A 24,190-nucleotide genomic window follows, 5' to 3' on the forward strand; every position below is an offset into this window, starting at 1 on the left:
TTCCTCTCCCAGCCATAGATGCCAACATCGAGCCTTCCAGAACCCAAGCTCCCCACACCGATCCACGACGTCACCCTACAGTTCGCCTCCGTTTTTCCTTATCTCACAAGGCATGTGTAACCACCAGCTACCCTGACCAGTCAAACCATCACCGGCCCGCACTTGACCCGTCGATCGGCACCCCTCACACGACAATCAACAGAAACTGGTCGTCGGCCAGGACCTGCCCATCGATCAGAAACCGCTCATCGCATGCCCCCGGGCGCGCAGTGTCGACGTCTGCACGCAGGAACTGCGCTGTGAGCACATCCGCCAGGTCCGATCCAGCGGCCGCTCGGTGCTGTCGACCTTGGTCGATCTGGACGAGCTGACCGACCTGCCAGACCGGGTTGTCGTGAGGTAGCGCCGCCATCTCGTGCCCGAAGACCCACCGCCCGCCGGTCACGGCCGAGGATCCAGGCCGTGTGATGACAGCTCCACGCCGAGGCAGGCCACCACGTGAAGACGCAGTCACACTGACTGTCTTCTCCTCACCCACATCTACTGCTAGCAGATGCGACTGAAGCCCTTCCTGTGCGCAGACCGCAAGGAAGCGGAGTGCTTCACCAGACATGACAGCTAGCCCTCTCGTGTGCCGAAGTGACCAGTGAACCGACGCACCGACCGCTTCTGACTTAGACGGTTACCACTCCCGATAAGGACACGTAGCGGCATGGAATCCGCCCCCTGCAACAGGATCCACCCAAACAGACCGGACAACCGACCCAAACCCCTTGCCACAAAAGGCCTCACACCGCCCGATCATGGCGGGGGCGGACCTGGACCACATCTGCTCAGTCGTTGCTCCTCGGCACCACCAGCGGATCGTTCCTGATCACACAAACAACTCACGAAGCCCTCCACAAGGAAGTAGGTCGTCTCCGTAGCCTCTCGCCAGAACAGGGGCCCGCCTCGAAAACGCGGTCGATTCATCGCCTTGCCACTGAGCCCCAACTGCGGCACAGCAGAACCAACCCATGTCTCGTCACTCATTGATCTCTCCCATCACCAACAAATCGCCTCGCAACACACAAGCTGCTCATCACTCCCCTCCACGAAGAAGTACGGCTTGCACCCATACCCCTTGTCCGGGGCACGGCCCCGCCTCGAAAGCCATACATCGCAACCTGCCCACTGTCGTTCAGCCTGCCGACGGACAAAGCGGTGTCTCGCCATCCTTTGTGCCCCAATACCGCTAGCGGATCGCCGACTCATGTGAGCCGTTCATGACGTCGCTCTGTAAGGAAGTGTTGCGGAGACACGGAATCCGCCACTCGGACGTGGTCCTGCTTCGAAGGTTCCGTTGTACATCGTCACTCTTTCTCTGATTCCGATCAGGCCATGACCAGGCTGACGGCCTGAGATGTTGCCGCCGGATCCATCGTCAGCCACCTCGATCCGCACCTGACTTTCGTTGTTCTCCACCACGACTCGGCACACCGTCGGTGCCGCGTGTTTCACCACATTGGTCAATGCCTCCTGCACGATTCGGTACACCGACAGCCCAATACCCTCCGGTAATCGGTCCACGCCTCGGGTCTCCATAGTGACCCGCACGCCTGCCAGCGCGGCTCGATCGGCGAGTTCCACTAAGTCACGGGTCTGCGGCGTTGGAGCGAGGTCGACCGGAGAGCCGTCGGTCCGCAGCACTCCCAACATGTGTCGCAACTCCGTCAACGCGCTTCGCCCTGCTGACTCGATGAGGTCAAACGCCTCTCGCGCCTGGACTGGCTGGACGTTGTGCAAATGGTTGGTGAATCCGGCCTTCACTACGATCAGACCCATACTGTGCGCGACAACGTCATGCAGTTCACGCGCGATACGCAGCCGCTCCTCGGTCACTGCTCGATCGGTCGACCGTGCCAGATACGCGCGCCGATCACGGATCGCCCGGCCCACTGTCCAGGTAGTGCCCATGATCGCGAGGCCGACCAGTAACTGGCCCGCAGTCGACCCCCGCACACCGACCGGGCTGATGAGCAAGACCATCAGCAGGCCGAGGCTGCTGAGCAGGCCGAGTGGCAAGGTCGGTTCCCATCGAGGTCTCCGCTCTGTCAGGGCGAGTATGTACACCGCGGCCGCTGGGGCCACGTAGGGCATGTCGGTCAGATTCAGCAGAACTGACAGTGTTGATAGGGCGAGGACGATCCCGAACACCGGCCGCGGCCAGCGGCGGCGCACCGCTATCGGCAGGATGCTGCCCGCCACGATGACCGCGGCGAGCCACTCCGGCGCAGGCGTCGCGACGCCGCGCAGCAGGCACGAGAACACGGCCAGCAGCGCGAAGGCGAATGCGAAAGCGCTGTCGCACAAGTACTGTTGCGCTTTTGTCGTCCCGCCGAACTGGAAGGGTCGAGGTTCGTTTTCGTCCACGCCTTCGACGCTAGCGTGGGGGTCCGACATCTCGCCTCTGTCTGGAGATAGAGATCGCGGTTCTATCTCCAGACAGATGCGCCGACCAGCCCGGATGCGGCAGCGTGGAGTCGTGATCGAAACGACGCACCTCACCAAGCGCTACGGCGCCACCGCGGCGGTGGAAAACCTGTCGCTGCAAGTAAATCCCGGCTGTGTCACCGGTTTCCTGGGCCCGAACGGGGCAGGGAAGTCCACCACCATGAGAATGGTGTTGTGCCTCGCCGCGCCCACCTCGGGCGAGGCGTTGGTGCAGGGCCGCCGATATGACCAGTTGCGTTTCCCCATGCATGAAGTCGGAGCGTTGCTCGACGCCAACGCTGTCCAAGGTGGACGAACAGCATTCGACCACCTCCGTTGTCTCGCCAGGACGAACCGCATACATGACACCCGCGTGGTGTCCGTCATGGAACAGGTTGGCCTCGCAGGCGTCGCCACACGAAGGATCGGCGGGTTCTCGTTGGGGATGAGACAGCGGCTCGGCATCGCCGCAGCTCTTCTGGGTGATCCTGGCGTGCTGATATTCGACGAACCGGTCAACGGACTGGATCCGGACGGCGTCCGCTGGATCCGCGGCCTGACCAGATCGTTGGCTGCCGAAGGCCGCACTGTTCTTATCTCGAGTCACCTGATGAGTGAGATGGAGCAGACGGCCGACCGGTTACTGATCATCGGCCGTGGTCGGCTGATCAGCGACACCACAGTCCGTGACCTGCTCAGGCAGTTCGACCGAGGTGTGCTGGTTCGTTCCCCTCAGCCAGCCGAGCTGGCTTCGATACTCATGGCATCAGGTGCCACAGTGGACAGTGAGCTGGGTGGCCTGTTGGTGAAAGGACTGGCAGTGGCCGACATCGGCAATATGGTCGCGCGGCACGGAATCACCGTTCACGAAGTGACTCCACGCAACGCGTCCCTCGAGGAAGCTTATTTGGCGCTGACCTCGGACAGCGTCAACTACCGTACAGGTGACCAGCGATGAGAGATGTGCTTTCGGCCGAGTGGCTGAAGATCCGCACTAGTCGATCGACCCGGTTCGTACTGCTCGCGGTGATCGCGATCGCGCTGCTCGGGGCACTGTTGGCGTATGCATGGGGTCAGACATGGGAAGCCATGTCGCTGGAAAGCCGGGGACGTCTCTCGGACGCCTCGATCGAGGACACCACGGCACCCTTCCTGCACTTCTGTCTCGCAGTGCTCGGTGTTCTGATCGTGACGGGCGAGTACGCGACGGGCGCGATACACACGAGCTTGACGGTCGCACCAAGGCGACTGTCCGTGCTGGCGTCGAAAGCAGTTGTGGTCGGTGTGCTCGCGTTGCTGTCCGGTCTCCTCGTCACATTCTCGACGTACCTGGTGAGCAAGGACATCCTTGCTAGAAGGGGGTTTCCTGGATATGCAACGCCCTTCGCAGAGGAGTTACCCAGCTTGGTCCGGGCCAGCGTGGTGGTAATGGTGGTCGCCATTGTCGGTTTGGGACTCGGCGTAGTGCTCCGCTCGACAGCGGGCGCGTTGTCCGCGATCGCCGCACTGGTGTTCATCTTGCCGGTCCTGGTCGGCTTCTTGCCTGCCCCGTGGGACGACCGGATAGGTCAGCTGATGCTGCCGAACATGAACCACCCGTTGGTCGTGATCGGCTACGTCGGCGCGGCTTGTGGTGGCGCGGCCGTCGCGATACTCCGGCGGGATGTGCCCTGATTACCTACCGCATTGCCTGACCAACAGCAGGAAGGAGCACGACTATCTCCGCAAGCAGCCAGAGAACAAGCGACAAGGTCAGAGCGGCGATGAACGCACCGCCACCATCCACGAGGACCTTGACGATCGCGTAGACGTGGTACAGGACCACGACGGCGCCCAGGATCGCGGTGAGCCACCGGGCGAACGCCAGCCTGGCCGCGAGCAGGATCGCCAACAAAACGAAGGTGCAGCCGACCGAGATCCCCATGGAGATGCCGAAATCGACGTTGCCGGTGAGGTCCTCGGAGAACATCATCCCTGGCACAGCCAGGACCGCTTCAATGCTTCTCGTTGAGCCGTCCCAGGAAATGATCGAGACCACAAGGGAGATCACCGCGCACGCAGCAAACAACGCCGCCGAGACATAAGCGGGAGCCGTGCTCGGGCGTGCCGCGTATCCGCCATAGGGCGGCTGCGGCCAACCAGGACCTAGATAGCTCATGGCAGGGAGTATTGACGATGAGACCACACAGGACAGCACGAACGACAAGATCCGGAGATATGGCTGGCCTGCAGGGCCGCGCCCCGCCCGGTGCGATCAGTCGGTCAGGAACGACGGCAGCGGCCGAATGTCGTTCTCGGGCACCCAGCGGCCGTCCTCAAGCCGGTAGTTCAGCGCCGGGCCCTCGGTCACCAATGTCCTCAGTGCGTTGACAAGCCGGTCCACGTGTTCGATGGTGCTGCCAAGGCCGAGGCTGGCCCGCAGGGCACGCTGCTCTGTCGAGCCGACTTTGCCCAGCAGCCGACGAGTCGCGATGTGTGCGCAGAACGCGCCGTCTCGCACGCCGATGCCGTACTCGGCGGACAATGCGGCCGCGATCAGGCCTGCGTCATGGCCAGCGATCGTGAAGCTGACCACGCCGACGCGCGGACCGTCGAAGATGCTGAGCTCGGACAGGCCTGGGACGTCACGCAAGCCCTTACGCAGCCGGTGCAGCAGGGCGAGTTCGTGGGCTTCGATGTCGGCCCACTGCGCGGAGATCGTCTTGCACGCCACCGCAAGGGCGTGCACGCCGACGACGTTCGGGGACCCGGCCTCATGCCGCTCAGGCACAGCTGACCAGGCGACGCCAAGGCGGTCACCCCAGCTCACCACCTGCTTGGTGGCTCCGCCGCCAGCCAGGTACGGCTCCGCCGCCTGCAACCAGTCGGCGCGGCCGATGAGAACACCGGCGCCGAAGGGGGCGTACAGCTTGTGTCCTGACAGCACGACGTAGTCGACGTTCCACGACTTGATGTCGATCGGGCGGTGCGGCGCCAACTGAGCCGCGTCCAACGCGACTCGCGCGCCGTGGCGCCGGGCGACCTCGGCGAGTTCCTCGACCGGCCAAAGCTCACCGGTCACATTGGAGGCCCCGGTGATCACCACAAGACGTGGACCTGTTGGCGCTGCTGCCAATGCGTTGTCCAAGGCGATAACGGCGTCGCCTGCCGACGGCGGAGTCTGGACGCGGCGCACCGAAGGTCCCCGCCACGGCAGCAAAGCGGCGTGGTGCTCGGTGTCGAACAGCACCACTGACGTCGCCTTGGGCAACGATCGAGCGAGGAGGTTCAGGGAATCCGTGGAGTTACGAGTGAAGACCACAGTGTCGCGGGTGCGTGCACCGACGAACTCACGCAGAACGTCACGGGCACGCTCGTAGACCTTGGTGGAGACCTGGGAGGCGAAACCCGCGCCGCGGTGGACGCTGGCGTACCAGGGCAGCAGTTCGTCGACGGCATCCTGCACGCTGCGCAGACAGGGTGCACTCGCCGCATGGTCGAGGTTGGCGTACTGGATCTGCTCACCGGTGGCGAGGGGGACAGTCAGCGTGTCGCTGACGACCGGCGGCACCTGGGCGTGGTCCTGAGCGAACTGGCGTTGGCTGGGCAGTGCGAGCGTCATTTCTCGGCTCCTCCGGGCCTAGGGGACCCAGGAGGGTCCGCGCTTGCCCTGCCACGGTTTGTGGCGGGCCTGGTCCTCACCCGGGGCACCCCACCGCGGTAGGAGGGTTGCCGGCCAGCAAGCCGGGGCTTCGCGCTGGCACTCATGACCTTCGTTTCGAACAGTAGCGGAAGGAGACCGTTTGACGCGACCACCCGACGGCCTAAATGTGCCGTATGCCACAACTCACGCAGCGCACTCACGTTGCTCCACCCGGGCGACGGACTACCTGAAACCCCAGGTGATAGCCAACTTTTGCCGAGAACGGTTCCGAGCCTGCGAGACCGGGAGTTTCGAGAGATGAATGCTGGCGCTCCCCACAGAAGCCGTCACCAGCCGACGACCGAGGACTGACTGTCACCGGCCAGGCTTGACTAGATGGACCGAATCGCAGGGCTTGAACTCGCGGGTCGAACCGCAGATGTGATCGGAGGCCACCGTGACAGGCTTGGCTGGCATAAACCGGTCACGGGCTTATCCATCGGAAGCGCGCCGCAGGCATGGTTGATCGCTTCAACCGCTGGTTCGGTTGCGGCTCGGCTGGCTGGGCTTCGCAGGCGTGGCTGGTAGTTGCTGTGGTCGAGGGGCTTGGTTGGGTCGCTGGTTAGTCGCCGTGCTCGCCGCGCCAGCGGGCGTAGCGGCCGGCCCGGTCGAGGGCGCGGATGCGGCGTTCCGTCGCGTCGCGGGCTTGCTGCGTGGCCACGATCAGGATTTGGTCGTGGACTTGCAGGCGGGTGGTTGGGGCTGGGGTGAAAGCGTCGCCTTCACGGGTGACCAAGCTGACCGTTGCTCCTGGCGGTAGCCGGAGTTCAGTCAGGTAGATGCCGTGCAGCCTGGAGCCGTCCGGGATCTTGACCTGGAGTAGCTCGGCTCCCAGCTCGTCCAGGGGTGCGGCGTCGACCTCCACCTGCTCGGACCGTGCGCCTTTGGCGAGGCCGAGCAACCGGGCGACAAAAGGCAGGGTGCCGCCTTGGACCAGGGTCAGCACGATTACGAGCACGAAGACCGCGTCGACCAGGTCTCTGGCACCGGGCAGGTTTTCGCTGAGCGGGATCATCGCGAGGACGATCGGTACCGCACCGCGTAGCCCTGCCCACGACAGGAAGAGCTGATCTCGCCATGGGACGCGGAAGGGTAGGACAGACAGCAGGACAGACAAAGGTCGGGCCAGCAACAGCAGGACTGCCGCGGCGACAAGGCCGGGCACAACCGATGCGAGCAGACGGGAGGGTGAGGCGAACAGGCCGAGTAAAACGAACAGGCCGATCTGGGACAGCCAGCCCAGGCCTTCAGCGAAAGACAGCGTGTCGGCGCGGTGTGGGAGCTTGGAGTTGCCGAGGACCAGGCCCGCGACGTAGGTCGCCAGCAGGCCGGAGGCGTGGGCCAGTTGACCGGTTGAGAAGGCGGCCACGCATACGGCGACTGTGGCTAACGGGTAGAGGCCGGTGGCGGGCAATGCGACCCGGCGCAGACCTACCGCTCCCAGCCAGCCGAGGCCTAGGCCGATCAACGCGCCCGCTGCCAGTTCGTACACGGCAAGCAGGGGGAACATCCAGTCGATCGTGGTGGCGGTCGACAGCAGCACCACGGCTATGTAGGACGGGGCGTCGTTCAGGCCGGATTCAAGCTCGAGTGAGCCGACCAGACGTTTGCTGACGCCCAGGCCACGCAGAACGCTGAAGACCGCGGCAGCGTCGGTTGATGCCAGCACCGATCCCCACAGTGCGGCCTGTTTCCAGTCAAGGCCGAGGATGTAGTGCAAACACGTCGCGGTCACGCCGATACTGACTGCTACGGCCACAGTGGACAATGCGATGCCGATTCCGACGGATGGTCGGACCTCTGTCCAGCGGGTCGTGAGGCCACCCTCGGTCAGGATCAGCACCAGCGCCGCGAGGCCCAATGCCTGGGTGAGCTGGGCGTCGTCGAAGCGGATGCCGATCCCCGCCTCGCCGATCGCGACCCCGATGCCCAGGTACAGCAACAGCGACGGGAGGCCAAGCCGGACCGACACCCGGACCGCGAGCACGGCCACGAGCACCACGGCGGCCCCGATCCCCAGGGCGAGGGTCAGCCCGTTCACGCCAGCATTGTCTCATCTGTCCTAAGTGCTCTCGGCCAGCAGCGTGTTGAGCCGTTCGGCCGCATCAGTTGGTGCGGGCGACAGCTCGACAACCTTGTCGCGACCACGCTCACCCGCCACAAGAGACACAGCCGCCTTGCGCACACCGAAAGCCTTGGCCAGCACGACACGCAGCTGCTCGTTCGCCTTCCCTTCCACGGCAGGTGCCGCAACCGCAACAATGAGCGCGTTTTCGCCCCATCGGCCGCCGACCCGATCCTTACGCGCACCGGGTTTCACCCGGACAGCAAAGCGAAAATCCACCACCCGATTATCCGGGAGCTGTCGAACACGGTGTGAAACTGACGATGGACTACCCGAAAAAGTCGGCACTATGCACAGTGATCACTGTCGAACATCGCCTGCAAGGCAAGCGCACGCTGAGGTTGGGATTAGGCATGGCCTATGTGGTTCTGTTGGCGGGAGTGTAAAAATTTCGGTGTAACTGTCCAAAGTGGAGGGTACACCTGTGACTGACAGGACGAAGACTCAGGCCACGACGGCGGCCAGCCCGGTGGTGGATGAGAAGCTCGTGGCCGAACTGGCGAAGCGAGCACAAGCCGAGGGTATGGCGATCAGCGGTGAGGGTGGGCTGATCGCGCAGCTGACCAAGATCGTGCTGGAGTCCTCGCTGCAGGGCGAGATGGACGCTCACCTGGGCTACGGCAAGCACGACCCGGCCGGCCGCAACGGCGGCAACTCCCGCAACGGCACGCGGGCCAAGACCGTGCTGACCGAGACCGGCCCGGTCGAGATCACCGTGCCGCGGGATCGGGACGGCTCGTTCGAACCCACGATCGTGCGCAAACGCCAGCGCCGGCTGGACGGCATCGACGGGATCGTGCTGTCGCTGTCGGCCAAGGGTCTGACCACCGGGGAGATCTCCGCGCATCTGGCCGAGGTGTATGGCACCAGCGTGTCCAAGGACACCATCTCGGCGATCACCGACCGGGTGCTGGAGGGCATGACCGAATGGCAGAACCGGCCGCTGGACGCGGTGTATCCGGTGGTGTTCATCGACGCGATCCGGGTCAAGATCCGCGACGGGCAGGTCGCCAACCGGTCGATCTACCTCGCGCTCGGGGTCACCATCGACGGCGACCGCGACATCCTCGGGCTGTGGGCCGGCGAGCACGGCGACGGTGAGGGAGCCAAGTACTGGCTGCGGATCCTGACCGAACTGAAGAACCGGGGCGTGCGGGACGTGCTCATGCTCGTCTGCGACGGACTGAAAGGCCTGCCCGACGCGGTGAACACCGTGTGGGACAAAACGATCGTGCAGACCTGTGTCGTGCATTTGCTGCGCAACAGCTTCCGGTATGCCTCCAAGAAGGACTGGGGCGTGCTGGCCAAGGACCTCAAACCGGTCTACACCGCACCCAGCGAGCAGGCCGCGCTAGACCGGTTCGCCGAGTTCAGCGAGAAATGGGAACGTAAGTATCCGGCGATCGTGCGGCTGTGGACCGACGCATGGGCCGAGTTCACCCCGTTCCTGGCCTTCGACGTCGAGATCCGCACGGTCATCTGCAGCACCAACGCCATCGAGAGCATCAACGCCCGGCTGCGTCGGGCGGTCAATGCCCGCGGACACTTCCCCACCGAGCAAGCCGCACTCAAGTGCCTGTACATGGCCCTGATGGGCCTGGACCCGACCGGCAAAGGCCGAGGACGCTGGACCATGCGCTGGAAAGCCGCCCTCAACGCCTTCGACATCGCCTTCGACGGACGCCTGTCCGCCGACCGAATCTAACCTTATCAAGATCCAATTACACCGAAAATTTGACAGTCCCCTGTTGGCTGAACGGCGGGTTGGGTTCAACGGCTGGGTTGAGTTGAACGGCTGGGTTGGCTTAGCGGTAGTTGTCAAGTCCAATTGAGACGGTTTGTGTCTACAGGGCTGGTTGTGACTGTGGAATGGGTTGGTTGATCCAGACTGCCTCGGGCAGTTTGGGTGGCCGGGGTCGGCGGGTGAAGCGTTCGGGGTGTGCGGCGTAGGCCCGGTTGAGGGTGGTTTGGCGTTGGGTCTGGATCTGCTCGGCGGTGCCGAAGTGGACCGAGGCCGGGGTGTGCATCCCGATCCCGGAATGCCGGTGTTCGTGGTTGTAGGCCAGGAAGAAGCTCTCGCAGAACGCGCGGGCGTCGGCCAGTGACCCGAACCGGTCGGGAAAATCCGGCACGTACTTCATCGTCTTGAACTGGGCTTCGGAGTACGGGTTGTCGTTCGAGGTTCGGGGGCGGGAATGCGACCGCAGCACGCCGAGATCGACCAGGAGGTCGGACACTGGTTTGGAGACCATCGCCCCGCCGCGGTCGGCGTGGATGGTGTGCGGCTCGACCCCGTTGCGGGCGACCGCGTCAGCGAGGAAATCCTTGGCCACGACCGCGTCCTCGGCCGCGGCGACCAGCCAGCCCGTCACATAGCGGGAGAAGATGTCCAGCACGACATAGCACTTGTACCAGACGCCTTTGACCGGTCCTTTCAACGCGGTGATGTCCCAGGACCACACCTCGCTGGGGCCGCGGGCGATCAGCTCCGGGCGGACCCGGGGTGGATGGGTGGCCAGCCGGCGGCGTTCGGACACCTGCCCAGCCGCGCGGGCGATGCGGTACATGGTGGAGATCGAGCAGTGATATCGGCCCTCGTCCAGCTCGCGGGCCCAGACCTGTGGGATCGCCAGATCCGCGTAGGTCGGGCTGGTTAGCAAGGCCAGCACGGCTGTGCGTTCGGTGTCGGTCAACGCCGAGGGCGGTGGTTGGCGCGGTAGCCACGGACCGTGCTTGGCCGGCGGCGGGTTGGCGCGCCGGTAGTAGGTCGCGCGGGAGATCCCGGTCAGCGCGCACGACTGCTGCACCGAGACCTCGGCTGCGCGTAGTTCGGTGAACGCGGCCGTCATGACGTCCTCGGCGGCTCGTCGTTCTCCGCGCTCTCGGAGAGTCCTTCCAAGAGCGCGTGTGCTTTTCCCATGATGTCCAGCGCTATCCGGGTTTTCGCCAGGTCGGATCGCAGTTTCTCGTTCTGGCGGCGGAGTTTCTCCAGCTCGATCTGCTCGGCTGATTTCTTCGAGCGTTTCGCCGGTGTCGACGGGTCCGCCGGGCCGCTGGTCAGGGCGGCCGCGTCGCGGGCGCGTGTCCACTCGATGATGTGCGAGGAATACAGGCCTTCCCGGCGCAGGATCGCGCCTTTCTCGCCGTTGGGGGCGTTCTCGTACTCGGTGACGATCGCCAGCTTGTACTCCGGGCTGAACACCCGCCGGGACGGACGCGGCGCGGGATCGCCCGCCGGTGTCGACGGGATGGGCTGGTCGTCAGCGGGAGTGGACACGTACACAAGGATCTCCGATCCCGCCCTTGGTCAGGAACCCCGGTACTCACACCGGGTGTCTCACACGATCCTGACAAAGAGGGTAGCGGCGAGTTGGGCTGAGTGACTGGATTGCCTGAGCGGCCGGGTTGGGTTGGATTGAGTGGCTGGTGGCTGGTGGCTGGGACATACGACCGCGGCCCGGCTCTGTTCTGAGCCAGGCCGCGGTTGGGGTTCTTAGGTGTCAGGACAGGGCTGCTTCGAGGATCTTCTTCACTTGGGCGACGATGTCTACCCGGTTCTGCTCGAAGGTTGGGTCTGTTATCGCTGTTGTATTGTCTGGGGCGAACTGCAGGACCGGCGTGTGCACGTGGCCGCCGGGGACCTTCAGCTTCAATGCGTCACGCAGAAGTGTTGTGCGGTAGGCGATTTCGTTGGAGAGGTAGCTTCCTCCGCCGCCTGCCCTTGCTGTTGATCCTGGCGTTGGGCCGGTTGGGGAGACTACTGGCGTTGTTGCGCCTGCTGGGATTTCTGTCACCGATGTGTTGTCGAAGACTGGGAAGCGGCCTGTTGTCGCCGCGAGGATCTTCTCGTACGGCAGGGTTGTCGGCACGAACTCCGGTTGCGGGGTTACCGTCGGGATCCCTGATGGGATTGGGATTGTCGTCGCGCGGGTGAGGTTGTCGTTGTCCAAGCCTGTGTGCCAGCGGCCGTTGTAGCGTTCTATGTCGATTCGGCCGACTCGGCCTTGGCTCACCGTTGTGAACATGGTGAGTTTTGGCATCTGGGAAAGGAATGTGCGCTCGACTGTTCCTGCTTCGAAGGGGCCCCACAGGACTGGGAACATCGCTGTTTGCACTATTGCTGGACCGGTTGGGGTTTTGATGATCACGCCGTCCAGCGCTAGCGCTGTTGCTCCCGATGGGTTGCTGCGGCGGATGTCTCCGTCTAGCTGGAATGGGTCGAAGCCGCTCACCATCACTCGTTTGAGACCCGGTGGGAAGTTGACCGTGTCTTGCCCGCGGGAGCTGGTTTCCATTGCGTTGATCAGGCCCGTGCGGTCGGCTTCCGGCAGGGTGAAGCGGGGTTTCCATTGGCGCAACGCCTTCGTCAGCGCCAGGCGGGCCCAGTAGAGCGGACGGTCGTCTGCTCTGGTCAGGTCTCCGCCTGCAGGTCCACGGCCTTGAACGCGGTCTACCGCCGCGCGCCACAGGCTGTCGCCTTCCGCACGGATGAAAGCGGATGCGGCATGTTTCGTCCGAATGGCGCACAGTTGGCGCTCAAACTTTGCTCCGAAGCGGTCGAAGCCACTGCGGCGCAGCACTTCCTGCGGCACCGCCAGATCCAGTCGGCGCTCCGACACCGTTACTGGCACCGCGCGGTCGACACAATCCGCACCGGTCGTTTGCGCGTAGCCAGCCGGTGCCGCAGCGATTAGCGAACCGATGACAATTCCGCAGGTCAGGATCCTGCGCAGCACTGTCCTCACGAAGATTCTCCTCACGTCACTGACATGCAATCAGGGATGAGGTGGCTCCGCACGAGACGAAAGTCGGCTTGACGCCGCAGAGGAAGTTCGCCGTCCCGGTCAGGGCTGCCGTCGATGCCGTGCCACCCGAGACGGAAACTCGGCTACAAGCCGCAGAGGAAGCTCGCCATGACCGTCAGTGCAGGCGTCTATGTCCTGCCGCCCGAAACCGGCTAGAAGCCGCGGAGGAAGTTCGCCGTCACGGTCAGTGCTGGCGTCGATGTCTTGCCGTCTTCGACAAGCACCGCGAAGGCGACGTCACCACGGAAACCGACGAACCAGCTATTGGCGTTGGTTCCTTGGCTTTCTGTTTCCGCCGTGCCTGTCTTGCCGTAGGTGCCTTTGAAACTGCTTAGCGAGGTCGCTGTTCCGGATGTGACGACCGCGCCCATCATCGACTTGATCTGGCTCAGGACTGCGCCCGAGGGTGGCTGGTAGCCGGTCACCACGTTGGTTTGCACGTCCGCACGCAGCTTTGGCGTCACCGCTTTCCCGCTGGCCACAGTGGCGGCCACTACGGCCATTCCCAGCGGGGAGGCGACGACCCGGCCCTGGCCGATGCTGTCCTCCACGCGCTGCACCGCGTTTCCTGAGGGCTCGACTTTGCCCAATTCTGTCCTCAGGCCGGGGATTTCGAAGTCGGCGTTCAGTCCGAACTGGCTTGCCGCTTTGCTCAGGCCGTCCGCTGGGAGCTGGCTGGCGATCTTGCCGAAGGTTGTGTTGCACGACCTTGCGAATGCCGTTCGCAGATTCGCGTTCGGCACGTCGAAGCCCGCGTTCTTCAGCGTACGGCCGCTGATGTTCGCCGAGGCTGGGCATTCCACTGGTGAGTCCACGTTCAGGCCTTGCTGAATCGCTGCCGCCACGCTGGCGATCTTGAAGGCCGATCCCGGCGCGAACAGGCCGCTGAACGCATCCGTCGCCCCTGCCGAGGAGTTGTTGGCCACGGCGAGGATCCCGCCGGTGCTCGGCTTGATGGCCACGATGATGCTTGGCTGGCTGGACTTGTCGACCGCGCTCTGCGCCGCTGCCGTGATCTTCGCGTTCAGCGTGGACTTCACCGCATCGGCCGAGCTGTGCGTCGGCTTCTCGCCGTACAGCAGCTCCACGTCTTTGCCTGCGCTGTCGACAATCGCCACGTACCGCTTGTCCCCCGAACCGCTGCTGCCGCCCGAAGAACCATCCAGGAGCGCCTTCATCACGGGAGCCGCGATCTGCGGGCCAGTTGGCTTGGTCGTCGAGCCTTCCCAGACAGCGAGCGGTTTTCCTGCGTCATCGAGCACCGCGGCCTCGCCGGTTTCGCCCTGTTCCCCTAACACCGCGATGGTCTGACCGGCTTGCAGCTTCGGGTGCAGCACGGTTGGCGACCACTTCACGACCCACTTGTCGTCGCTGACCTTCGTGACCGGCACCGACATGTTCCAGCTGAGCGGCACCATGACCTTCAATGTCGCGGTGACCGGTACAGTCGCGGGATTCGGGTCGGTCGACGGCATGCCCTCGTACGTCAGCGAACCGGCCGGAAGCCCCTTGAACAGCGCCGTAATCGCTTCACGGGCCGCCTCAGGGTTATCCGTCAATGCGGCCGCTTCGTCCGCCTTACCTGCCGACAGGGCCTTCAGGAAGGGCCCGATCACCAGGCTTGGCTGCTTTTTCGGCGGAGTTGTCCGAGCCGCGGGCGTTTGATCCGCCGTCTTGCTCTCCGATGATGAGGGCCACAAAACAAAGACCCCGGCGACGATGATTGCCACCGCCGCCAGGGCCCCGCCGATCAAGATCCCGCGTCTTCTGCCGTCAGTCACTACGTTCCACTCCCCCTGCCGAGACACGTGCCTAAGACCCCCCGGTCCGTTGGCAGCATGCCAGAAAGTGTCAACGTAGTGGCATATGAGCTATCTCTTGGTAACGCTGACCCGAACCGTTACGCCATCGCCGACCGTGCCCTCGACGGCATCCGGGCCAACTGGACCGTAGGACACCTCTTCGGCCAGGGTTTCCGAAGCGACGAACTTCTCATGGTGCTGTGCGGCCCGCAAGACATCGCCAGTCACTTCAAGCACAAGTGAAATCCGGTCGGCGACGTCCAATCCGGAGGAGCGACGAGCCTGCTGCACAACCCGGACAAGGTCGCGCACCAGCCCTTCGTCGTTCAGCTCAGGCGTCACGTCGGTGTCGAGCACGACCAGACCCGAACCGCCAGGCAGCGGAGCCGCCACGCCGTGATCACCCGTGACCAGCCGACGCTCGTACTCCCCTTCCTGCAGCTCGATCCCAGCCGCGACAACGGCTCCTGACGCTGAGGTGGACCACTCGCCCGCCTTCACGGCCTTGATCACCGTCTGCACGTCCTTGCCAAGCCGAGGACCGGCCGCCCGCGCGTTCACCACGAGCTCGAAGTGCCCGTGCGCGGCCACATCCGTGGTCAGCTCTACCTGCTTGACGTTCACCTCGTCCTTCAGCAGATCGGTGAACGGGTCGAGCACGGCGGCGTCATCGGACGCGACCACGAGGCGTGCCAACGGCAACCGCACGCGCAGCTTGTTGGCCTTGCGCAACGACAACGCAGCCGACGCGACCTGACGCACCCGATCCATCCCAGCGACCAACGCGTCGTCGGCGGGCAGCAAGTCCTCCGACGGCCAGTCAGTCATGTGCACCGAGCGCTCGCCCGTCAGCCCGCGCCACACCGTCTCCGCAGTCAGCGGAAGCAGTGGCGCGGTCAACCGGCTCACGACCTCAAGGACCGTGTGCAGCGTTTCGATCGCATCCTTGTCACCGGCCCAGAAACGGTCACGCGAGCGCCGCACGTACCAGTTGGTCAGCACCTCCAGGTACTCACGGACCGAGGCACACGCGCCGGAGATGTCGTACGTCTCCAACGCAACGCGCACCGAAGCGGCCAGATCATGAGTCTTGGCAAGGATGTAGCGGTCGAGCACGTGCGTGCTGTCGGTCCGCCAGGTCCCCTCCACGCCCTCGGCGTTGGCGTACAACGCAAGGAAGTAGTACGAGTTCCACAGCGGCAACACGGCCTGCCGGACGGCATCCCGGATCCCGCGCTCGGTGACGATCAGGTTGCCACCACGCAAGATCGGCGATGCCATCAGGAACCAGCGCATCGCGTCCGAGCCGTCGCGCTCGAACACCTCGTTGACGTCCGGGTAGTTCTTCAGCGACTTGGACATCTTCTGCCCGTCATCGCCGAGCACGATCCCGTGCGCCACACAGGAACGGAACGACGGCCGGTCGAACAACGCCGTCGCCAGCACGTGCAGCGTGTAGAACCAACCACGCGTCTGGCCGTTGTACTCGACGATGAAGTCGCCCGGGTAGTGGTGGTCGAACCAGTCCCTGTTCTCGAACGGGTAGTGCACTTGGGCGAACGGCATCGAGCCGGACTCGAACCAGCAGTCGAGCACCTCGGGGACACGGCGCATCATCGATTTGCCGGTCGGGTCGTCCGGGTTCGGGCGGACCAACTCGTCGATCGCGGGCCGGTGCAGATCCGTTGGCCGGACACCGAAATCACGCTCGATCTCGTCAAGCGAACCGTAGACGTCCGTCCGCGGGTACTCGGGGTTGTCCGAGCGCCACACCGGGATCGGCGAACCCCAGTACCGGTTTCGCGAGATGCCCCAGTCGATCGCGTTGGCCAGCCATTTGCCGAACTGGCCATCACGAACGTGCCCGGGAACCCAGTTGATCAGCTGGTTCAGCTCGACCATCCGGTCACGGAACTGGGTCACCGCAACGAACCACGACGACACGGCACGCTGGATCAGCGGGCTGTCGCAGCGCCAGCAGTGCGGGTACGGGTGGTCGTAGGTCTCGTGCCGCAGCAGCAATCCCGCTTCCTTGAGGTCGCGGATGATCACCTTGTTGGCGTCGAACACATGCATGCCAACGTAAGGCGCGACCTCGTCGGTGAACTCGCCGTGCGGGTTCACCGGGCCGACGACCGTGATGCCAGCAGCGTCGGTGACCTTCTTGTCCTCTTCACCGTAGGCCGGTGCGATGTGGACGATGCCCGTACCGTCATCGGTCGTGACGTAGTCCGCGGCGAGGATCTGATGCGCGTTGGGCTGCTGGCCGTAGAAGAAGTCGAACGGCGGCCGGTAACGACGGCCGACAAGCTCGCTTCCCTTGTACCGGGCCACGATGCGCGAAGCAGCGTCCTCGCCGAGTTCCCGCGAGTACGCGGAAACCCTTGCCTCGGCGAGCAAGTACTTGCGGCCTTCGTGCTCCACGGTCACATAGTCGACGTCCGGGTGCACGGCGGCGGCGAGGTTGCTCGGCAGCGTCCACGGGGTGGTCGTCCAGACCAGCGCCTCTTCGCCGTTGTCCAGGCGCAGGCTGACGGTGACCGCCGGGTCCTGCCGGTCCTTGTAGACCTCGTCCATTTTGGTCTCGGTGTTGGACAGCGGCGTCTCGCAACGCCAGCAGTACCACATCACCTTGAAGCCCTCGTAGACCAAGCCCTTGTCCCACAAGGACTTGAACGCCCACATGACGCTTTCCATGTAGTCGAGGTCAAGCGTCTTGTAGTCGTTGTCGAAGTCGACCCAGCGGGCCTGACGGGTGACGTAGTCACGCCACTCCGAGGTGAAGCGCAGCACGGACTTGCGGCACGCGTCGTTGAACGCGGCGACACCGTAGGCCTCGATGTCGGCCTTGGTCTTGAAGCCGAGTTCCTTCTCCGCGGTCACCTCGGCGGGCATGCCGTGGGTGTCCCAGCCGAACCGGCGTTCGACGTGCTTGCCCTTCATCGTCTGGAAGCGCGGCACGACGTCCTTGACGTAGCCGGTCAGCAGGTGGCCGTAGTGCGGCAGGCCGTTGGCGAACGGCGGACCGTCGTAGAACACGAACTCGTTGGAGCCGTTCTCCCCGGCTGGCCGTGCCTCGACCGACGCCTGGAACGTCCGGTCGATCTCCCAGTACTGGAGTACCTCGGCCTCGAGCTTGGGGAAGGACGGCTGGGCGGGCACAGTTGCCTCGCCGCCGTGGGTGGCCTTGGGGTACGGCATGTCCGGGTGCCTCTCGCGGTCGTCTGCCCAAACTGGGGACGACACACCAGGCTTTCCTGGCGTACCGCGGTACCACCCCGATTGCTCCCGAAGGAGCCTCTCGTTGACGGCTGTGACGGGCCTACCCGTCCGGTTCTACTGAGACTCCACGAGTCTGTTCTTCCGGAGGCTCCCCGGTGATGGCCGGATCGGTGCCTGTAGTTCCAAGGGTACAAACCCCGGCAAACGGGTTACGAGCGAGCCCTCTGCTGTGCGGCGAGAGTGGAATCCGGGCTGCACAGCGCGCACGGGGTGAACCCGAGGTCGCGGGCTTCGGACACCGGCAGCGGCAGGATCGGGCGGTTGCCGAGCCAGGCGCAGGAGTCCAAGTGGTACCTGGGCCGTTCGTCGATCACGACCACCTCGGCCGAGAGCTCACTGACCACGAGCAGGTCGGTGGCATCCGTGGCCTCTTCCGGCGGCTCGATGTTCGCGTCGAGCACCGGCTGCTGAACGGCCGTCACCAGTTCAGGCGGTGAGACGGGCCGCTGGAACGCGGTCGCCTGGTCCGGCGGTGAGACCGGTCGCTGGAAGGCCGTTGCTTCATCCGGCGGCGCGACCGGCCGTTGGATCACGGTCGCCGACTCCGGCTCTTGCAACGCGTCCTCGACCGGGCGGAAGTAGCCCGTCGCGGACTCCGGAGGCAGATCGGTGACCGGTTCCTGGACTGCGGTGACCGGCTCCGGCGGAGTGGTGCCGAAGGGCGGTTCACCGAAGACCGGCGTCTCGTACGAGGGCTCCCGGTCGATTGGCAACGGCGCAGGATCCTGCAACTGCTTCTCGAACGCCTCGAACGACTCGTCGAAGTCGGACGCGTCCGACTCTCGATGCGGCACGGCAGCCTGAGCCGGGGGTCGCGCTGCTGGAGCCAGCATCGGCTCCTCGGCGGGCCATTCCCTAGCCGGCGGCTCGTCCGAGACAGAGACAGGATGGCCGGTCGCAGGAGCCTCCTGCGACCGACGACGCCTGTTCTGGGCCCAGTCCCGAAGCATCAGGACACCGGCGAACACGCTGATGATCACGGAGATCCACGCCCACAGCGTGTTGGCCGTGGTCAGCGCCGCGATCAACAGACCGAGCGACGCCACCACGAGGACCAGGACCAGGTACAGCATCTTCTAGGTCAGACTCTCGCCAGCTCAGCCAGCCTCGGCCGCACGCGGCCCGAACGAATACCCCTGCTGGCTGGCCGACCGGCTCCCCTCCGACGACGGTGCCGCCGGTGCGCGGTCCTCCAGCTCCCGCAAGGACGACTGCAGGAGGGTCTTCAGGCGCGTGCGGTACTCGCGCTCGAAGGTCCGCAGCGTGTCCAGCTTCTTCTCGAGGGTGAGTCGTTCCTGCTGTGCCGAGCCGATCAGCTCGGTGTGCTTGCGCTGGGCCTCACGTTCCAGGGCCGTGGCCTTGTCGCGGGCTTCGCGGGTCAGCGTCTCGGCACGGGTGCGCGCGTCGTTCAGCATGGTCTCGGCCCGGGTACGGGACTCGTTGATCATGGTGTCGGACTTGGCACGTGCCTCGGACATCAGCTGCTCGGCCTTGGTACGAGCCTCGGCGAGCATGCCGTCAGACTCGGCCTTGGCCTCGCCGGTCAACCGGTCGGCCATCTCCTGGGCGAGCCCAAGGACCTTGGCCGCCTGGACGTGGTGGTCCCCCCCACCAGCGCCAGGGTTGGTCTGCTCCAGTGCGCTGGGTGGCGGCACCGGGGTCAGCCGCCGGGACGGCACAGGCTCGTCCACGACGCGGGTCGGAGGGCCGGAGGAGAGGTTGGTCCTGGCGTCGTCCAGATCCGCCCGCGCCGACTCGAGCTGCGCGTCCAGCTGCTCGACCTGCGCGCGCAGGTCGTTGTTCTCCTCGATCAGCCGGGCCAGTTCGCCCTCGACCAAGTCGAGGAAAGCGTCAACCTCGTCCTCGTTGTAGCCCCGCTTCCCAATAGGAGGCTTGCTGAACGCGACGTTATGCACGTCAGCGGGGGTCAACGACATCAGATCACCTCACGCACTCACGGCCTGCGGGCACCCAGGTTCCCCGTTCACCCGGGATACACCAGTCGCATCCCGATGAACACGACCAGCAGCAGCACCATAATCGATAAGTCCAGTCCTACGCCTCCGATCCGAACCATCGGGATCAACCGACGGAACAAACGGACCGGAGGGTCGGTCACTGTGTAGATGGTCTCCAGCGCAACCGCAACCCCGCCCGCTGGATGCCACTCGCGGGCGAACGCCCGGACTAGCTCCACGATGACACGAGCGGTGAGCAGTAGCCAGAACGCGAACAACACGTACCAAACGGCTAGGAGCACTGGTTCCACGCTACAACTCTGCCATTCATCAGCCCCTGCTGGCGAACCCGCCCTCAGCGAGTCGCCGCCTGTCCTCGGCGCTGACGTCGACATTCGGCGGTGAGATCAAGAACACTTTGTTGGTGACCTTGTCCATCGCACCGCGCATCGCGAACGCGAGGCCTGCCGCGAAGTCGACGAGACGCCGCGCGTCCGAGTCGTCCATCTCGGTCAGGTTCATGATCACCGGGGTGCCCTCGCGGTAGTGCTCGCCGATGGTCCGGGCCTCGATGTAGCTGGTCGGATGCAGTGTGATGATCCGCCCGAGCGGGGTGGCGGCCGGTGCGGACTCCGGCACGGGGCGCAGCCGCCCGGCCGGCTCACGGTGCGGCTCCACCGCGAGTGCGCCCCTTGTCGGCGGCGTGTCCCCAGCCCATGCGGGCCGGCCCCTGCCCCGGTCCGCTGGCTGGTAGTCCTGGTCGTCGGCTTCCTCGCGGAAGCCGGAACGGCGCCGGCGAGGGGCACGCTCCGAATACGCTGAGTAGTCATCCTCGACATACTCCGAGCGGTACCCATCGGAGCGGTACGAGCCGTAGCGCTCGTCCTCGCCCTCGTAGTCCTCGTCTTCCGCAGGGACCATCCCGAAGTAGGCCTTCAGCTTCTGCAGAGCACTCATGCCGTTGCCTTCCCTCCGCGACTCCCCGACATGCGGAAACAGCTACCCGATCCACTAATACCCAAAACCGTGGGGACCAGGCCGTGAATCGCACTCAGGGTGAGATTAACGGCCGGTCCCCTAGCAGAGCGGTTCCGACACGCACGCAGGTGGACCCGTGCGCGATGGCGGACTCCAGATCGGAGCTCATCCCCGCCGACATCTCGGTCGCCCCGGGATGATCGTTACGGGTCCGCTCGGAGACCTTTGCCAGCAGGTCAAAGGCATGATCAGCTGACCAGCCCAGTGGCGCGACGGCCATCAGTCCGCTGAGATTCAATTCACCCTTCTGGGCTACCCCGTCGGCCAGGGCCGCGACCTCGCCGATCGGACACCCGCCGCGGTTCGCGTCACCGTCCAGTGAGACCTGGATGAGGACGTCCAATGGCGAATTTCGGTCACCCGCTGTCAGCGCCGCGTCCACCGCACGGGCGAGCGCGTCGGCCAGCCGTGGCGAGTCCACGGACTGGACCACCGCGGCCCACCTGGCCACCGAACGGGCCTTGTTGCGCTGGAGCTGGCCCACCATGTGCCACCGCACGTCGACGCCAGACAGCAATTCACCGACGGACCGAGCCTTCGGCCCGGCTTCTTGATCTTTGTTTTCGGCCAATTGGACCAAGCCGAGTTCCGCCAGCAGGACGGCGTCCGAAGCCGGGAACCGCTTGGTCACCGGCAGCAACATCACGTCGCTTGGATCCCGGTTGACCTGCGCACATGCCGCCGCGATCCGATCTTGGACGGTCCGGATGTTCGCCGCGAGCCACTCCCGTCGGCCGGTCATGCCGGATCGACCCAAGTCAGGGCGGCCAATCGCCCAGTGGTCCCTTCCCTGCGGTGACTGAACAGTGAACGATCTTCAACCGTGCACCGCGGGTCGATCCCGATCTTGTTCACCCCGATCGCGGCGAGCTGCTCCCAGAGTCCGGCACGAAGGTCCAAACCGGTCTTTCCAGACCTGGTCCGCGAGGCGCTGCCCGGCAGGTGTTTGTCTACATCCGCTTGCATGTCCGGCGGAACTTCGTAGCACTGACCACAGACCGACGGACCGAGCAGAACCTCGATCCGATTCATGCGTGCTCCCGCATCCTTCATCGCCTGCAGTGCTGCTGGCAGGACGCCAACACGGGCGCCGACCCGGCCCGCGTGGACCGCGCCGACGACTCCGGCTTCGGGGTCGGCGAGCAACACCGGAACGCAGTCGGCGACGAGCACCGCGATCGCGAGTCCCGGCTGAGTCGTCACGAGCGCGTCGGTCGCCTCGGCAGGAGTCGTGCGTGGCCCATCGACAACCGTGACGGTCCGGCCGTGCACCTGTTCCATCCAGACCACGTGGTCCTCGGGAAGTTTCAGGTCACGAGCCAGCCGCCGCCGATTCGCGGACACGGCTTCCGGGTCGTCGCCGACATGCGGCCCCAGATTGAACGAGTCGTACGGCTTCGCCGAGACACCACCGGCTCGTGTGGTGACCACCCGCCTGATGCGCAAATCCACTCCCACCCATAAAAAGACTCGTGAGTGGTTTCGCCGGTTAGAACCGGCGAAACCACTCACGAGGGTAGTTCGGTCAGCGACGCATGAAGGGTGGGACGTCGACCTCGTCGTCCGGGTCTTCGGTCACCGGGACCGCGCGGCTGGGCAGGTGCCCACGCCCCGTTGAGTCCAGGCCAGTCGCCCGCGGGCCGGGCAGGCTCGTCGGACGCTCGGTCGGCCGCGGCGCCGCGTACTGCGTCGGCTGCTGCGGAGTGGCCGGCGGGGTGTACGTGGTCGCAGGCGGCTGGGGTGCCGGTTGGATCGTCGGCGCCGGTTGCGGCTTCGGTTCCGGGGCAGGCTGCGGTGCGGGCCGCGAGACCTGACCGGCCTCGGCCGTCGCCGTCGGCGGGTTGGCCGGCGTGCGCGACGCGACCATCTGCGGGTCCAGCTTCTTGTGCGTCGGTGTGCCGCCGTCGAAGCCTGCCGCGATCACGGTCACCCTGACCTCGTCGCCGAGCGAGTCGTCGATCACCGTTCCGAAGATGATGTTGGCTTCCGGGTGCGCCGACTCCTGAACCAGCGAGGCGGCCTCGTTGATCTCGAAAAGGCCGAGATCCGAGCCACCCGCGATCGCCAGCAGCACGCCATGGGCACCGTCCATCGAGGCTTCCAGCAGCGGCGAGTTGATCGCCTTCTGCGCAGCCTGGATCGCCCTGCCCTCACCACGGGCCGAGCCGATACCCATCAACGCCGAACCAGCGCCGGACATAACGCTCTTCACGTCGGCGAAGTCCAGGTTGATCAGACCGGGCGTGGTGATCAGGTCGGTGATGCCTTGGACACCGGACAGCAGCACCTCGTCGGCCGAGCGGAACGCGTCCATCAGGCTCACGCCGACGTCGCCGAGCTGCAGCAGCCGGTCGTTCGGGATCACGATCAGGGTGTCGCACTCGTTGCGCAGCTCGGTGATGCCCTCTTCGGCCTGCCGCGCACGGCGCTTGCCCTCGAAGGAGAACGGCCGCGTGACGACACCGATCGTCAGCGCGCCGAGCTTGCGCGCGACCGACGCGACGACAGGCGCGCCACCGGTTCCGGTGCCACCGCCCTCGCCAGCGGTCACGAACACCATGTCCGCGCCCTTGAGGACTTCCTCGATCTCCTCGCGGTGGTCCTCGGCGGCCTTGTGGCCGACCTCAGGATTGGCACCGGCACCGAGGCCACGGGTCAGTTCGCGGCCGATGTCGAGCTTGACGTCGGCGTCCGACATCAGCAGGGCCTGCGCGTCGGTGTTCACCGCGATGAACTCGACGCCCTTCAGGCCGACCTCGATCATCCGGTTGACCGCGTTGACCCCGCCGCCGCCGATACCGACGACCTTGATCACCGCCAAGTAGTTGTGCGGGGGCGTCATCGGTTCCGCCTTCCTCCAGTCATAGGTTCACACGTGGTTCACGCCGTTTTGCGTCCGGCGGCCACGCAAACCCTCAACCTCAACCAGAGATTCAGAGTCATGTCAACCCCGTACGTCCTCAACCGTGGACGGTAAAGACGGAACGTGCTCGGGTCCAGCAGCCACGCCGTGTGTGACGCATGCG

Annotated in this window: 21 protein-coding genes and 1 riboswitch; of the genes, 3 read left to right on the forward strand and 18 right to left on the reverse strand. The window is 65.0% G+C overall.

The annotated features are described in order from the left end of the window. Nucleotides 1-184 precede the first annotated feature (184 nt). Nucleotides 185-445 carry a hypothetical protein gene (locus tag LWC34_RS32180; protein WP_233729054.1) on the reverse strand — a complete coding sequence of 87 codons (261 nt, stop codon included), beginning with the start codon at nt 443-445 and terminating at the stop codon, nt 185-187. 818 nt (nt 446-1,263) lie between these two features. Then, nucleotides 1,264-2,412 carry a sensor histidine kinase gene (locus tag LWC34_RS58225; RefSeq protein WP_233729055.1) on the reverse strand — a complete coding sequence of 383 codons (1,149 nt, stop codon included), beginning with the start codon at nt 2,410-2,412 and terminating at the stop codon, nt 1,264-1,266. Between the two features lie 112 nt (nt 2,413-2,524). On the opposite strand from LWC34_RS58225, the gene LWC34_RS32190 reads away from it, so the two are divergent. Further along, a complete protein-coding gene (locus tag LWC34_RS32190) occupies nt 2,525-3,430 on the forward strand; it encodes an ABC transporter ATP-binding protein (protein ID WP_233729056.1) in 906 nt (301 codons plus the stop codon). After that, nucleotides 3,427-4,146, forward strand: coding sequence for an ABC transporter permease (locus tag LWC34_RS32195; RefSeq protein ID WP_233729057.1), 720 nt, complete (start codon nt 3,427-3,429; stop codon nt 4,144-4,146). The genes LWC34_RS32190 and LWC34_RS32195 overlap by 4 nt, the downstream gene beginning before the upstream one ends. A 4-nt stretch (nt 4,147-4,150) precedes the next feature. On the opposite strand, the gene LWC34_RS32200 is transcribed toward LWC34_RS32195, so the two are convergent. The 4 genes from LWC34_RS32200 to LWC34_RS32215 all read right to left on the reverse strand — a co-directional run bounded on the left by LWC34_RS32200 (nt 4,151) and on the right by LWC34_RS32215 (nt 8,498). Continuing rightward, entirely contained in the window at nt 4,151-4,630 is a 480-nt protein-coding gene (locus LWC34_RS32200) for a hypothetical protein (protein WP_233729058.1), read from the reverse strand. 96 nt (nt 4,631-4,726) lie between these two features. Beyond that, nucleotides 4,727-6,073 (reverse strand): aminotransferase class V-fold PLP-dependent enzyme, encoded by a 1,347-nt coding sequence (locus LWC34_RS32205; protein WP_233729059.1) that lies wholly within the window; start codon nt 6,071-6,073, stop codon nt 4,727-4,729. Between the two features lie 34 nt (nt 6,074-6,107). Next, nucleotides 6,108-6,223: riboswitch (SAM riboswitch) on the reverse strand. Nucleotides 6,224-6,716: 493 nt separating this feature from the next. Then, nucleotides 6,717-8,195 carry a potassium/proton antiporter gene (locus LWC34_RS32210; RefSeq protein WP_233729060.1) on the reverse strand — a complete coding sequence of 493 codons (1,479 nt, stop codon included), beginning with the start codon at nt 8,193-8,195 and terminating at the stop codon, nt 6,717-6,719. A gap of 21 nt (nt 8,196-8,216) precedes the next feature. Next, on the reverse strand, nt 8,217-8,498 hold the full coding sequence (locus LWC34_RS32215; RefSeq protein WP_233729061.1) for a DUF167 domain-containing protein: 282 nt from the start codon (nt 8,496-8,498) through the stop codon (nt 8,217-8,219). 250 nt (nt 8,499-8,748) lie between these two features. On the opposite strand from LWC34_RS32215, the gene LWC34_RS32220 reads away from it, so the two are divergent. After that, nucleotides 8,749-9,984 carry an IS256 family transposase gene (locus LWC34_RS32220; protein WP_233728926.1) on the forward strand — a complete coding sequence of 412 codons (1,236 nt, stop codon included), beginning with the start codon at nt 8,749-8,751 and terminating at the stop codon, nt 9,982-9,984. 139 nt (nt 9,985-10,123) lie between these two features. On the opposite strand, the gene LWC34_RS32225 is transcribed toward LWC34_RS32220, so the two are convergent. From LWC34_RS32225 to ftsZ, 12 genes are all read right to left on the reverse strand, one after another. Beyond that, a complete protein-coding gene (locus LWC34_RS32225) occupies nt 10,124-11,128 on the reverse strand; it encodes an IS3 family transposase (protein WP_233723014.1) in 1,005 nt (334 codons plus the stop codon). Further along, entirely contained in the window at nt 11,125-11,556 is a 432-nt protein-coding gene (locus LWC34_RS32230; RefSeq protein WP_233723013.1) for a hypothetical protein, read from the reverse strand. The genes LWC34_RS32225 and LWC34_RS32230 overlap by 4 nt, the downstream gene beginning before the upstream one ends. A gap of 223 nt (nt 11,557-11,779) precedes the next feature. Continuing rightward, the gene (locus LWC34_RS32235; protein ID WP_233729062.1) at nt 11,780-13,024 is read right to left on the reverse strand and encodes a PA0049 family protein; all 1,245 of its coding nucleotides are present in this window, start codon (nt 13,022-13,024) and stop codon (nt 11,780-11,782) included. 212 nt (nt 13,025-13,236) lie between these two features. Continuing rightward, complete coding sequence (locus LWC34_RS32240; RefSeq protein WP_233729063.1) at nt 13,237-14,865, reverse strand: penicillin-binding transpeptidase domain-containing protein; 1,629 nt, start codon at nt 14,863-14,865, stop codon at nt 13,237-13,239. A gap of 90 nt (nt 14,866-14,955) precedes the next feature. After that, the gene (gene ileS, locus LWC34_RS32245; protein WP_233729064.1) at nt 14,956-18,087 is read right to left on the reverse strand and encodes an isoleucine--tRNA ligase; all 3,132 of its coding nucleotides are present in this window, start codon (nt 18,085-18,087) and stop codon (nt 14,956-14,958) included. A gap of 230 nt (nt 18,088-18,317) precedes the next feature. Then, nucleotides 18,318-19,241, reverse strand: coding sequence for a hypothetical protein (locus LWC34_RS32250; RefSeq protein ID WP_233729065.1), 924 nt, complete (start codon nt 19,239-19,241; stop codon nt 18,318-18,320). A gap of 24 nt (nt 19,242-19,265) precedes the next feature. After that, on the reverse strand, nt 19,266-20,105 hold the full coding sequence (gene wag31 / locus LWC34_RS32255) for a DivIVA-like cell division protein Wag31 (RefSeq protein WP_033381644.1): 840 nt from the start codon (nt 20,103-20,105) through the stop codon (nt 19,266-19,268). Nucleotides 20,106-20,152: 47 nt separating this feature from the next. Continuing rightward, complete coding sequence (locus tag LWC34_RS32260; protein WP_033381653.1) at nt 20,153-20,428, reverse strand: YggT family protein; 276 nt, start codon at nt 20,426-20,428, stop codon at nt 20,153-20,155. A gap of 28 nt (nt 20,429-20,456) precedes the next feature. Next, on the reverse strand, nt 20,457-21,083 hold the full coding sequence (locus LWC34_RS32265; protein WP_233729066.1) for a cell division protein SepF: 627 nt from the start codon (nt 21,081-21,083) through the stop codon (nt 20,457-20,459). Nucleotides 21,084-21,177: 94 nt separating this feature from the next. Further along, complete coding sequence (locus LWC34_RS32270) at nt 21,178-21,906, reverse strand: YggS family pyridoxal phosphate-dependent enzyme (RefSeq protein WP_233729067.1); 729 nt, start codon at nt 21,904-21,906, stop codon at nt 21,178-21,180. Beyond that, nucleotides 21,903-22,610: a peptidoglycan editing factor PgeF gene (gene pgeF, locus LWC34_RS32275; RefSeq protein WP_233729068.1), complete on the reverse strand. Its 708-nt coding sequence runs from the start codon at nt 22,608-22,610 to the stop codon at nt 21,903-21,905. Before pgeF ends, LWC34_RS32270 begins: the two co-directional genes overlap by 4 nt. Nucleotides 22,611-22,689: 79 nt before the next feature. Beyond that, entirely contained in the window at nt 22,690-24,006 is a 1,317-nt protein-coding gene (gene ftsZ / locus LWC34_RS32280; protein ID WP_233729069.1) for a cell division protein FtsZ, read from the reverse strand. Nucleotides 24,007-24,190 lie beyond the last annotated feature (184 nt).

Origin of the sequence: Kibdelosporangium philippinense (assembly GCF_021390435.2) — a bacterium.
Lineage (GTDB): Bacteria > Actinomycetota > Actinomycetes > Mycobacteriales > Pseudonocardiaceae > Kibdelosporangium > Kibdelosporangium philippinense.